Raw genomic sequence first — 12,305 nt, forward strand, 5'->3', positions numbered from 1 at the left:
CATACTCGCCTGACGCATGATTCCAAGAATTGTTGAATTTTCCCTGAAGCAGCGGTTCTTTGTCTGTGTTCTCGGCCTGGTGCTGCTCTTTGGCGGTCTCTACGCCTTCCATATTCTCGACGTCGTTGCCTATCCCGATCCCTCACCACCGATGGTGGAGGTGATCACCCAGTATCCCGGCTGGTCTGCCGAGGAAATCGAACGGCAGATCACCATCCCGATCGAGGTGGCGCTCACCGGTATGCCGGGGCTGACGGACATCCGCTCGCTGTCCATCTTCGGCCTAAGTGACATCAAGTTCTATTTCGATTTCAACACCAAGTACTTCTTTGACCGGCAGGAGGTGCTGAACCGGCTGACGACGATCACGCTGCCGGGGAACGTGCAACCAGCGCTCTCGCCCTGGTGGGCCATCGCGGAAATCTACCGCTACGAACTGACCTCCGACGGCAAGACGTCGCTGACGGAGTTGAAGGCGATCCAGGACTGGAAGCTGCAGCGCGAATTCAAGCGCGTGCAGGGTGTGGTCGATGTGACCGCCTTCGGCGGGACAACTAAGGAGTACCACGTCGATTTGGATCCGGGCGCGCTGATGAGCTACGGCGTGACACTTCAGCAGGTCGAGGACGCCCTGACCAACAGCAACGCCAACGTCGGCGGCAACTACCTGACAATCGGCGCGCAGAGTCTCAATGTCCGTGGCCTGGGCCTGATCGAGAATCTCCGTGACATCGAAAACGTCATGGTCGCGGAGAAGAACAATACGCCGGTGTTCATCAAGAATCTCGGCAAGGTCAGCATTGGACATCGGATTCGCCTTGGCAAAGTTGGCATCGACGATCGCGATGACGTGGTCGAAGGCGTGGTGCTGTTGCAGCGCAACTACAAGGCGTTGCCTGTGCTGGAACGGGTCAAACAGAAGATCGAGGAGTTGAATACCTGGAAGCTGCCACCGGGCGTCAAGATTAAGACCTTCTATGACCGCACGGTGTTGATCCGCACCACCATGGAGACCGTGCTGGATATTCTCATCAGCGGCATCGTGCTGGTGCTCATCATTCTCTTTGTATTTCTGGGGCATTTCCGGACCGCCGTGATTGTCGCGCTGACCGTGCCGATGGCCCTGTTGTTCACCTTCAGCGCGATGGTCCTAGTTGGGGAGTCGGCCAATCTCATTTCGCTGGGCGCGATTGACTTCGGGATCATCGTGGACTCGACCCTGATCATGGTGGAGAGCATTTTCTATCATCTGGCGCACCGAAAAAATCCGGGTTTGACCGTGCCCATGCACATCATGCGGGCGGCACGCGAGGTCGGGCGGCCGATCTTTTTCGCCACTACAATTATCATCGTAGCGTTCATTCCGCTATTCACGATGACCGGCGTGCCGGGAAAGATTTTTGCCCCCATGTCACTGACCTACGGTTTTGCACTCGCCGGGGCGTTGCTCATGGCCTTTACGCTGGCCCCCGCCCTCTGTTCCCTGATGTTGACCGGAACGGTCAGGGAGCAGGACACATGGGTCGTCGGTAGACTGCGCACGGTTTATCTGAAAGCCCTGCGGTGGGCGCTCAAGCATGAGGTGCCCGTAGTCGGCGCGTCTGCGGGACTGGTCGTGGCGATGGTGCTCGCCGTGCCGTATTTAGGTGGCGAGTTCATGCCAGCGCTGGAAGAAGGGAATCTCTGGGTCCGAGCCACGATGCCGGTGGACATCGCCTTTGAGCAGGCCGACCGGCTGACCTCAGAAATCCGCAGCATCTTCCGGCAGTACCCGGAAGTGACGAGCGTGGTGTCGCAGCTGGGCCGCCCGGACGATGGCACGGATCCGACGAGCTTTTTCAACGGCGAATTTTTAGTCAATCTCAAACCCAAACGGGAATGGCGGTCTCAGCTGGCATCCAAGGACGCCCTGATCGAGGAGATCGAGTCGCGCCTGTCAAAAATCCCTGGCGTGACGTTCAATTTCTCGCAGGTGATCCAAGACAACGTGCAGGAAGCCATGTCGGGTGTGAAGGGCGAGAATACGGTCAAGCTGTACGGCACGGACCTCAAGACGCTTGAGCAGAAAGCCGTGGAGATCGAATCGGTCATGAAGCAGGTGTCGGGCGTGAAGGACCTGGGCATTTTCCGTCTGGTCGGCCAGCCGAACCTCCTAATCCAGGTGGACCGCGACCAATGCGCGCGCTATGGCCTCGTAGTCGGGGACGTCAACAATGTCGTGCAGGCGGCAATCGGCGGGCAGGCGGTGACGCAGGTGTTTGAAGGGGAAAAACGGTTCGATCTGGTGGTGCGATTCCTTCCGGAATACCGGCGCGACGAGGAGACGATCGGGAACATTCAGGTCAGCACGCCAGACGGGGCGCGGATCCCGTTGAAGCAGCTCGCCACGATTTCGACGCAAACCGGCGCCTTCATCATTTATCGCGAGAACAACGAGCGGTACATCCCGATCAAATTCAGTGTGCGCGGGCGCGACTTAGAGAGTACGGTGCGCGAGGCCCAGACGCTGCTGGCCACGAAGGTGGAGATGCCAGAGCGGTACCGGATGGAGTGGCACGGCGAGTTCGACCAGCTGCAGGAGGAGAAGAAGCGCCTAGCGCAGATCGTACCAGGGAGCCTCCTGATCGTGCTCTTTTTAGTCTATATCGCCGTCAAGTCCTTCCGGAACGCGGTCCTGGTCCTGGCCACGGTGCCTTTTGCCCTCATCGGCGGGGTGTTATCGCTGCTCCTGACGCAGACGGAGTTCAGTATCTCCGCCGCCGTGGGATTTATTTCGCTGTTCGGCGTGGCAATCCAGGGCGGGTTGATTCTGATTGTGCGGATTCAGGACTTGACTGAGGAGGGGCACGATTTGCAGGAGGCAATTCTAGCGAGTGCGGAGGCGCGGATGCGGCCGGTGTTGATGACGACACTGGCGGCCGCCATCGGACTGTTGCCCGCAGCCGTGGCGACCGGGATCGGCGCGCAGGCCCAGCAGCCGCTGGCGCGTGTGGTGGTCGGCGGCATGCTGACCTCCGCGGCACTCATTCTGTTGGTGCTGCCGGTGTTGTATCAGATAATCCATCGGTCTAAAGAGCAGAAACGCCAGGAAGGGGCGAAAGGGACTTAGATGACCCTGGAGAGGTTTGCGTCGATCAGCGCAGTGATGGCGCTGGCTGTGGTGGGTGGGCTGGCAGATTTGGTGGCGGCGCAGGTGCCGGATGCTAGGCAGACACCCTACGGCTACGAGATGCCGCCTCAGCGGCAGGAGGCGCCCGACACTTCGATCGCACCGTCGAACAAACCGCTGAGCGCCGAGGAAGCGCAACGGGCTGAGGCGCTATTGCCGCTGCTGGAGGGCAAGCAGGAGTTCTGGGCGATCGGCGAGTTTGTGCATTTGGGAAAGCCGGCAGTGCCGGTGCTGGCCAAGGCCCTTGGGATGCCGAGCCCGCGCATCCGGTACAACGCAATTGAAACGATGTTGATGATCAAGGATCCCAGTGCCGTGCCGGCGCTGCTGGAGGTGGCGAAGAAGCTGGAGGAGCTGTCGCGCATCCGTGAGCACGCGTTGCGCGTGGCAGTGCGGTTGGATGGTGCGATGACGGCACCAGCGATCGAGGCGATGGCGAAGGATCCGGAATCGGCAATCCGGAAGACGGCTGCCTTCGAAGCACGGTATGTGCGGCGCAAGGAGGTGATTGCGGTTCTGATCGGATTGATGGCCGATGAAGAACGGTTCGTGGCGGTGACAGCGATTCAATCACTGTGGATTCTGACCCGCCACGAGAGCGAAATGCACGACTGGGAATCGTCTACCAGGGAGCAGCGTCAGGAATGGGCCAAGGAGTGGACCGACTGGTGGGCATCAACCAACAACACCTTCCAATTGCCAGAGCCGCGGCAGCCTCGCAAGCCGCTGCTGCCGCAAGATTGAATGCGACCGCGCGTCATTGCGGGGTCGCGAAGGGCTGTGTTATAAAAATTGCGCTATGGCCAAACTGCCGGTCATCAAACTAGGCAATCCAATGCTACGGCTAATCGCCGCCCCGGTGCACCCGTCCGAGATTGCGAAGTCAGAGTTCCAGCAGTTCATCGATGATATGTTTGAAGCCATGGTTGAGCACCACGGGATCGGACTGGCCGCGCCGCAGGTGGCCCGGTCCCAGCAGATAGTTGTCATGCACTGCGCGGGCGAAGGGGGCTTCCCCAAGACCGTGCTCATCAATCCCGAAATTGTCTTCTATGGTCCGCATCAGACACAAAACTGGGAGGGATGTCTCAGCGTGGACGGTCTGCGGGGAAAGGTCACGCGTCCCTCCATGGTGCGCGCGCGCGCGCTGGACCGCCACGGGAATCCGTTGGATTTCGAGGCGACCGGGCTTTATGCCGTCTGTATCCAGCACGAGATGGATCATTTGATCGGGAAGGTTTTTCTGGACCGCATGACCGATCTCTCGACCCTAACGCAACTGGACGAGTTCGAGCAGTTCTGGAAAGAAGAGCATGCCGAAGTCATTTAATCGTGAATGGTGAATTGTGAAAAATAAATCTGACACTCGTCATTCATCAGTCATCAGTTGTCATTGCCCGTGCGCGCGCTAATCCGCGTCCTCAAGTTCCTCCGCCCACATCGCTGGCTGGCCGGTGCCACGTTGTTGAGCGCAATTGCCGCGACGGCACTGGATCTCGTGCCGCCGTGGCTGATCAAGATCGTCATTGACGACGTCATTCAGGCGCATCGGCCCGACTTGCTGGGCTGGGCTGTGGGCATGCTGGTTGCTGCCTACGCGCTCAAGAACGGCTGCGCGTCCCTACGCATCCGGCTCAATAATACGCTCGAGCAGCGCGTCGTGTTCGATTTGCGCGGCCAGGTCTTTGCGGCACTGCAGCGGCTGTCAATCGGCTATTTTGAAAACCGCTCCTCCGGCGAGATCATGTCCAGAGTCACCAACGACACTGAGCACATGGAGCGAATTTTCGTTGACGGGCTTGAAGGGATGCTGACGGCGTCGTTGACGTTAATCGGCATTACCGGCATGCTCTTTGCGCTCAATTGGAAGCTGGCGGCCCTGTCGCTGCTGCCGATCCCAATTCTAATTGTCTCTGCTGGTTTGTTCACGCGGCGCGTCCACCGCTACTATCACGACGTCCGACGGCACGCGGCGGATCTAAATGCCTATCTGCAAGATTCGTTGGCAGGGATCCGCGAGACGATGGGATTCAACCGGCAGGCCTACGAGCAGGAGCGGTTTGCGGTCCGCAGTCGGCGCTACAGTGACAGTAATTTGAACGTAATGCGTCTGTGGTCACTCTATTCGCCCGGTATGATGCTGGTAGGAAGCATGGGCACGGCGTTGATCGTCTGGGTCGGTGCGGGGGAGGTGGCGCGGGGGGCGCTCACGCTGGGAGAGCTCGTGATGTTTCTCGCCTATCTGGCCTTGTTCTATGTGCCGGTGAACCAAATCCATTCGGTCAACCACATGCTGCAGCATGCGCTGGCCGGCAGCGAGCGAGTCTTCGAGATTTTGGATGCGCAGTCCGAGGTGCAGGACCGCCCGGATGCCGTCGTGCCGGCCGACCGGCTGGTCGGGGCCGTGCGGTTCGAGCAGGTGGCCTTCCACTACCGTCCGGATGTGCCGGTCCTGCGTGAAGTGACCTTGGAGATCAAGTCCGGCGAGCGCATCGCGCTGGTCGGCCCCAGCGGGGCCGGCAAGAGCACGCTGCTCAAACTGCTCATGCGGTTTTACGACGCCTGCGGCGGGGCCGTCCGCTTGGACGATTACGATGTCCGCGCACTGCCGCTGGCGTTCGTCCGCAGTCAGATCGGGTTCGTACAACAGGAGCCGTTTCTGTTCAATGGCACGGTGCGGGAAAATATCGCCTACGGCAATCTGGCCGCCAGTCAGGCGGCCATCGAGGCGGTCGCAAAAGCGGCACGGGCGCATGAGTTTATCGCCGCGCTGCCGGAGGGCTATGACACCTGGATTGGGGAGCGGGGCGTGAAGTTGTCGGTAGGGCAGAAACAGCGCGTTTCGATTGCACGCGTCCTGCTCAAAGATCCGCCGATCGTTGTCTTCGATGAGGCCACCTCGAACATTGATACCGAGACTGAAGTGAAAATCCGTGAGGCCCTGGACCATCTGACGAAGGGGCGTACAACGTTTATCATTGCCCACCGACTGTCCACGCTGCACCACGTAGATCGCATCGTGGTTGTAGACCACGGTCGGATTGTCGAGCAGGGGCTACACCAGGCGCTTCTAGACCGTGGGGGGCTCTACGCCGCCTTGTACGAAGCGCAGTTCCAGGTATAGATTGGGAAAACGGCGGGATGGTGTTGATCTATCAGAGCGATCCGCTGGACACCGAGAACGCCCGTGGACGGTTCTATCATGTCTGTCTTGGGCGCGTACAGGACCAGGAAATGGTTGTCCCGTCTCCGGACAAGCCCTATGAATGTCCCCGGTGCGGGGTCGAACTGGAAACAGATGATTTTTGGGTGGCGCAGGTGAAGGGATCGGTTTAGGAACGGGAAGACGCACAATGGCCGGAAGCGCGGGACGCAAAACGGTGGCGGTGATGCGGGGGCTGATGATGCTCTGCGGAACCTGCTACGAGCAGGTGATACAGGAGAGGCTGGCGGATGGCAGGAGTTATGTCGCCGACCACGAAGCACTGTTTGATGCGATCTGCCCTGGGTGCACGGACCTCAATCGGCCGTTAATTGACGACATGCTGGGAAGTTCTGAATAGCACACCGCCCCGCCGTTTTTTACTTGCAGCTCTTGCCGTCGAACACCTTGCATGAGGACGCGCCCGAAGCGAGTTTCCAGCGTTTGATCAGCGGGGCATTGTCCGGCCTGATTTCGACGACGATGTCAATCATCCCCGAGGTCGGGAGCTTCTCGAGGTGTGGCTTGGCTTCCGGTGGCGCTTCCACGCCAAAAACGGCGCCGCTGTTTGAAATGACGACGTAGCCTTTCTCCGTATCCACAAAAATGATCGGGCTGTAGTAGCTCCGCTCCTCAGCACCGGCGGTGCCAGGCCAGCCCAGTCTAATCAGGGCGGTCAGAAGTACAACGAAAAAGATCGCAGGACGTCCGCTCATGGCCCATACCTCCATCCGCGGAAAAGGGTGGCACATTATGGCATCGGTTGCGGACCGGTGCCAGCACATTTTTTCATCAGGCGGGCTGGAATTCGGCCCCAGTCACCTGTCGATTTTTGATCCGGTAGGCCCGCAGATCGGGGGTGGCGTCGTGCTGGAGCGAAATGATGACGTAGACGGGCACGGCAAGGTTGATCTTGCTCCAGAGGTCCTCGTACTCGTGGGCGATCGTGATGTCAGTTTCAGACGGGACGGCGGGGCTGTGGGGATGGGAATGGTAGACGACTTGGAGATCGAGGCCCCGGACGCGCATGTCTTTTTTAGCTAGCGAAAAGTCCTGCGCATCCATTACGAAGGCGATTTCAGCTCGTTTGTCGAGCGGGAGCTGCTGCAGGCGCGTGACGCGCGCGCCGTCGAACGAGGGCAGCCGCTCCGATCCCTCGAGCGACACGATATTCTTGATGCGGTATTGCTGCGAGACGGTACCATGAGTGCCAGCCAGTAGCCCGCAGCACTCGTAGGGCTTCGACTCGCGCGCATGGGCGACCATCGCGTCCAGAATCGGTTGGGGAATTTTCAGGACGGACACGTCAGAAACCAGGCTAGATCGTGCAGGCTACGGCGTAGTCGCTACTGAGATCTTTGATCGCTGGCTTCGGACCGCAGAGCCGACAGGTCGGATCTTTTGGCCGCGATACCCGCCGGAACTTCATCTCCAGCGCGTCGTAGATCAGCAGCTTGTCTGCAAGCGAGTCGCCGACCTTGAGGATTTCTTTCACCGCTTCCATCGCCTGCAGTACTCCCACGGTGCCGGCTAGCACACCCAGCACGCCTGCTTCCTGGCAGTTCGGCACCAGTCCGGCCGGTGGCGGCTCGGGATAGAGGCAGCGGTAGCAGGGGAAACCTTCGTGCGGCTTGATCGTCGTGAGCTGGCCCTCAAACCGGAAGATGCTACCAGAGATCAACGTCTTTTTCGCAAAAAAGCAGGCATCGTTGATCATGAATCGCGTTGAGAAATTATCGGAGCCGTCCAGGACCATGTCGTAGTCGGCGATCAGGCCCAGGATGTTGTCCGCGCTGACGTGGTACTGGTAGGTCTTAATCGTGATGTCCGGGTTGAGCGCCGCCAACGTCTGGCGGCCCGATTCCACTTTGGGGACGCCGATGCGCGCGGTCGTATGCAGTACCTGGCGTTGAAGATTGGAGAGGTCCACCACGTCACCGTCCACCAGGCCGAGCGTGCCGACACCGGCGGCAGCCAGGTAGAGCGCCGCAGGGGAGCCGAGCCCGCCGGCGCCGATGACCAGCACCTTTGCCTGGGACAGTTTCTTCTGCCCCTTGCCGCCGACGTCGTTCAGGATGATGTGCCGGCTGTAGCGCTCCAGTTGTGCTTCGGTGAACTCCATCATTCCACCACGTTGAGTTCGATCGGATCCACAACGCAGCCTTTTTTCTTCAGGCCTTCAATGGCCCGCTCGATCTCGGGCGTCAGTCCGCTCAATTCGAGGTCCATCCAGCCAGTGGTTTCCCGCACGTCGGCTCGACGGATGTTGGTCACGACCTTATACTCGTGACCGATCTGATAGATGATCGGTTCCTTCACCTGTTTTTCCGGAAAGCGAACGTGAAAGCGCAAGTTCGGCATCAGCAGCCCCCAGCGATTGCGGGCACGATGGAGACTTCGTCGCCGTCCTTGAGCGACGTGTCCTTACCCTTCAGGAACCGAATGTCCTCTTCGTTGACGTAAATGTTCACAAAGCGGCGCAGGTCGCCCTTCTCGTCGCACAGACGGTCCTTGATGCCGGGGTGCGCGGCATTCAGGGCCTCGATCATCTCTGCGACGCTCGTGGCCTTCGTTTCGACCTCGCCCTGATGTTTTGTCAGGGGCCGCAGGGGAGTGGGAATCCGGACTTTGATCACGCGTCGCCTCCGCCGTTTTTGCCGATCTTGAATGTTTTCTCAAAACTGACCAGGCTCGGCTGGATGCGGAAGGGTCGGCCGACTGCGTCGATGACCGCCTCCTGCGTCTTGAGCCCGTTGCCGGTGATGTAGGCCACGGTCACGTCGCTTTTCTTGATGACGCCCTGCTTCACCAGCTTTTTGAGCACACCGATGGTCACGCCGCCGGCCGTCTCGGCGAAGATGCCCTCGGTCTGCGCCAGCAGCTTGATGGCATCCACTACTTCCTCGTCGGATACCATGTCCATCGCGCCCCTACTCTCGCCAGTTGCCTTCAGCGCATAGTAGCCGTCGGCTGGGTTGCCGATGGCCAGCGACTTAGCGATGGTTTTCGGCTTCACTGGTTTGAAGAAGTCGCGGCCTTCCTTGTAGGCGGTTGAGATCGGGGAGCAGCCTTCCGCCTGCGCGCCGTTGATCTTCGTTTGCACTCTGTCGATCAGGCCCAGCGTTTTCATCTCGTGCAGGCCCTTCCAGATCTTGGTCAGCAGCGAGCCGGAGGCCATCGGGATCACGGCCTGATCGGGGGCGCGCCAGCCGAGCTGTTCGACGGTTTCGAAGGCCAACGTCTTCGAGCCCTCTGCATAGTAAGGGCGGATGTTGATATTCACGAAGGCCCAGCCGTGTTCGCCCGCGATTTCACTGCAGAGCCGGTTCACGTCATCGTAATTGCCCTCCACTTCGACGACGTTCGGCTTGTAAATCAAATTGCCCAGCACCTTGGCCGCTTCCAAATCGGCCGGGATGAACACGTAGCACTTCATGCAGGCGGCTGCCGCATGGGCGGCGACGGAGTTGGCCAGGTTGCCGGTCGAGGCGCAGGCGACGGTTTCGAAGCCCAGCTCGCGCGCGCGGGTCAGGGCCACAGAGACGACGCGATCCTTGAACGACAGGGTTGGATGGTTTACCGTGTCGTTCTTAATATAGAGCTCGTCCAGCCCCAGATAGGCGCCGAGATTCTTTGCGCGTACCATCGGCGTGAGGCCGGCATGCGGGCCGATCACCGTCTCGGTCGAGGTGCTTTCCACGGGCAGCAGGTCCATATACCGCCACATACTGGGCGGGCCCTCTTCGATCTTCTTGCGCGTGACGACCCTCCTGATCTCGTCGTAGTTGTACTTGACCTCCAGCGGGCCAAAGCACAGCTCGCAGACGTGGATCGCCTTGATCGGGTATTCCTTCCCGCATTCCCGGCAGATCAGTGATTTCATTTTGGTCATGGTATCACCTGACTCTCAAAAACTGGGGCTAAGGTTGAGCTCGTCTCAGCCTAAACCTCGACCTTGACCTGCTTCAATTCGCAGGCCTCCTGTTCGTAATCGACCAACGTCGTGATTGTTGGCTGGTCGCTGCACACAGGGCAGTGCGGGTTACGTTTTGTCTTGATCTCGCGGAATGTCGCTTTCTTGGCGTCGTAGTCCATCAACCGGTCGGTGAGCGGCCGGCCGATGCCGAGCACCAGCTTCAGCGCTTCGGTTGCCTGAATAGTGCCAATGATGCCGGCCAGCGCGCCGATCACGCCGGCTTCCTGGCAGCTCGCAACCAGCCCGGCCGGCGGCGGCTGTTTGAAGACGCAGCGATAGCAGGCGGATTTTTTTGGCAGGATCGTGGTCACCCGGCCGTCGAAACGCAGAATGCCCCCGTGCACGAGCGGTTTGTTGCTCATAATGCAGGCGTCGTTAATCAGAAACTTAGCCGGGAAATTGTCCACGCCGTCGATGACGACGTCGTAATCGGCGATCAGTTGCAGGGCGTTGTCGGCCACGAACCGTGTCTCGTGTATCACCACCCGGACGTCCGGGTTGAGGGCCTGGATTTTTTCCTTGGCCGAGAGGACCTTGGATCGTCCCACGTCGGGGGTGTAGTGGATAATCTGCCGCTGGAGGTTCGAGAGGTCCACCGTGTCGCTGTCGATCAGGCCGATCGTACCGACGCCGGCCGCTGCTAGGTAGAACGCCGCCGGGGCACCGAGGCCGCCCGCGCCGATGATCAGAATCCTCGCTTGCGCGATCTTCTTCTGTCCCTTCCCGCCGACCTCCGGCAGTAGGATGTGCCGGCTGTAACGGGTGACCTGTTCGTCCGTGAATTCCATGGTCAGATGTTGAAATACTTCTCGACGCTGATGTATCGCTCGCCTGTGTCGCAGAGAATGGTTACCACGTTCTTCCCCGGGCCCAGTTCCTTAGCAATCTTCTGCGCGGCGAAAGCGTTGGCGCCGGCGGAAATGCCTACCAGTAACCCCTCCTTTTTCGCTAGCAGCTTGGCTGTCTGATAGGCCTCGTCGTCCGTCACAGTGAGCACGCTGTCGAGTAGGGAGCGGTTCAGCACCTTCGGAATAAACCCTGCGCCAATGCCCTGAATCTTGTGCGGACCCGGATCGCCGCCTGAGAGTACCGGCGAACCGGCCGGCTCAACGGCCACCACCCGGATGTTCTTGTTCCGTTCCTTAAAGACCTCACCGCAGCCGGTGATTGTACCGCCCGTACCGACCGCCGTCACGAAGGCGTCGATTTTCCCGTCCAGCGCCTCCCAGATTTCCAAGGCCGTCGTCTTCCGGTGCATCGCCGGGTTTGCCGGATTCGAAAACTGATCTGGCATGAAGTACGACGGATTTTGCCCAATGATGCTCTCGGCTTCCTTGATCGAGCCTTTCATCCCCTCCCACGCCGGCGTCAGCACCAACTGTGCGCCGTAGGAGGAGAGCAGGCTGGCTCGCTCCATACTCATGCTCTCGGGCATCACAAGGATCAGCTTGTAGCCCCGCACGGCGGCGATGAGCGCCAGCCCGATGCCCGTGTTGCCGCTAGTCGGCTCGACGATTGTGCCACCCGGCTTTAGCTTGCCCTGCCGCTCCGCCTCGTTAATCATGTTGAGGCAGATTCGGTCCTTGATGCTGCCGCCGGGGTTGAAAAACTCGACCTTCCCATAGACCGTCGCGCCGCCCTCCGGAGACAGGCGCGTGAGCCGGACCAACGGGGTCTTGCCGATCAGCTCCGTGATGTCCTTGTGGGCCTGGACCGTCACCAGCCACCCCCCATGTAGAACAGGAACTCCAACGCATCGCCGTCCTTGACGGACGTGGTGCCCAGATGATCCCGCTCCACCACGGCGTCGTTCAGCTCCACGGCGACCATGTGCGGGTCGATATTTTTGGCTTTCAGAAGGTCCAAAATTGTGCCTCCCTGGACCTCTTCTGACTTCCCGTTGACTTTGACCTGCATTACTCCAACTTGGCTTGATGATTGAAGAATTTCAACACGAT

General features: G+C 59.7%; 15 protein-coding genes. 6 read left to right on the forward strand and 9 right to left on the reverse strand.

Going from position 1 to position 12,305, the window contains the following annotated elements; translation table 11 throughout:
- Positions 1-16 precede the first annotated feature (16 nt).
- From FJ248_01825 to FJ248_01850, 6 genes are all read left to right on the forward strand, one after another.
- On the forward strand, positions 17-3,109 hold the full coding sequence (locus FJ248_01825) for an efflux RND transporter permease subunit (protein ID MBM4119626.1): 3,093 nt from the start codon (positions 17-19) through the stop codon (positions 3,107-3,109).
- Positions 3,110-3,913, forward strand: coding sequence for a HEAT repeat domain-containing protein (locus FJ248_01830; GenBank protein MBM4119627.1), 804 nt, complete (start codon positions 3,110-3,112; stop codon positions 3,911-3,913).
- 55 nt (positions 3,914-3,968) lie between these two features.
- Positions 3,969-4,499 (forward strand): peptide deformylase, encoded by a 531-nt coding sequence (def, locus tag FJ248_01835; protein MBM4119628.1) that lies wholly within the window; start codon positions 3,969-3,971, stop codon positions 4,497-4,499.
- A gap of 69 nt (positions 4,500-4,568) precedes the next feature.
- Positions 4,569-6,293: an ABC transporter ATP-binding protein gene (locus tag FJ248_01840; protein MBM4119629.1), complete on the forward strand. Its 1,725-nt coding sequence runs from the start codon at positions 4,569-4,571 to the stop codon at positions 6,291-6,293.
- Between the two features lie 17 nt (positions 6,294-6,310).
- Complete coding sequence (locus FJ248_01845; GenBank protein MBM4119630.1) at positions 6,311-6,505, forward strand: hypothetical protein; 195 nt, start codon at positions 6,311-6,313, stop codon at positions 6,503-6,505.
- A gap of 17 nt (positions 6,506-6,522) precedes the next feature.
- Complete coding sequence (locus FJ248_01850) at positions 6,523-6,732, forward strand: hypothetical protein (GenBank protein MBM4119631.1); 210 nt, start codon at positions 6,523-6,525, stop codon at positions 6,730-6,732.
- Between the two features lie 19 nt (positions 6,733-6,751).
- Here FJ248_01850 and FJ248_01855 read toward each other — a convergent pair whose 3' ends face one another.
- The 9 genes from FJ248_01855 to thiS all read right to left on the reverse strand — a co-directional run bounded on the left by FJ248_01855 (position 6,752) and on the right by thiS (position 12,264).
- Positions 6,752-7,087: a hypothetical protein gene (locus FJ248_01855; protein MBM4119632.1), complete on the reverse strand. Its 336-nt coding sequence runs from the start codon at positions 7,085-7,087 to the stop codon at positions 6,752-6,754.
- Positions 7,088-7,163: 76 nt separating this feature from the next.
- Positions 7,164-7,676, reverse strand: a complete 513-nt coding sequence (locus tag FJ248_01860) for a M67 family metallopeptidase (protein ID MBM4119633.1) — start codon at positions 7,674-7,676, stop codon at positions 7,164-7,166.
- A 13-nt stretch (positions 7,677-7,689) separates the two neighbouring features.
- Positions 7,690-8,493, reverse strand: a complete 804-nt coding sequence (gene moeB / locus FJ248_01865; protein ID MBM4119634.1) for a molybdopterin-synthase adenylyltransferase MoeB — start codon at positions 8,491-8,493, stop codon at positions 7,690-7,692.
- A complete protein-coding gene (locus tag FJ248_01870; GenBank protein MBM4119635.1) occupies positions 8,493-8,732 on the reverse strand; it encodes a FeS-binding protein in 240 nt (79 codons plus the stop codon). Before FJ248_01870 ends, moeB (FJ248_01865) begins: the two co-directional genes overlap by 1 nt.
- On the reverse strand, positions 8,732-9,007 hold the full coding sequence (locus tag FJ248_01875) for a MoaD/ThiS family protein (GenBank protein ID MBM4119636.1): 276 nt from the start codon (positions 9,005-9,007) through the stop codon (positions 8,732-8,734). Before FJ248_01875 ends, FJ248_01870 begins: the two co-directional genes overlap by 1 nt.
- Positions 9,004-10,263, reverse strand: a complete 1,260-nt coding sequence (locus tag FJ248_01880; protein MBM4119637.1) for a threonine synthase — start codon at positions 10,261-10,263, stop codon at positions 9,004-9,006. The genes FJ248_01875 and FJ248_01880 overlap by 4 nt, the downstream gene beginning before the upstream one ends.
- Before the next feature lie 50 nt (positions 10,264-10,313).
- Positions 10,314-11,135, reverse strand: a complete 822-nt coding sequence (gene moeB, locus FJ248_01885; GenBank protein ID MBM4119638.1) for a molybdopterin-synthase adenylyltransferase MoeB — start codon at positions 11,133-11,135, stop codon at positions 10,314-10,316.
- 2 nt (positions 11,136-11,137) lie between these two features.
- Entirely contained in the window at positions 11,138-12,067 is a 930-nt protein-coding gene (cysK, locus tag FJ248_01890; protein ID MBM4119639.1) for a cysteine synthase A, read from the reverse strand.
- Positions 12,064-12,264 carry a sulfur carrier protein ThiS gene (gene thiS, locus FJ248_01895; protein ID MBM4119640.1) on the reverse strand — a complete coding sequence of 67 codons (201 nt, stop codon included), beginning with the start codon at positions 12,262-12,264 and terminating at the stop codon, positions 12,064-12,066. Before thiS ends, cysK begins: the two co-directional genes overlap by 4 nt.
- Positions 12,265-12,305 lie beyond the last annotated feature (41 nt).

This window comes from Nitrospira sp., assembly GCA_016873435.1.
In the GTDB taxonomy this organism is placed as follows: Bacteria; Nitrospirota; Nitrospiria; order Nitrospirales; family Nitrospiraceae; genus VGXF01.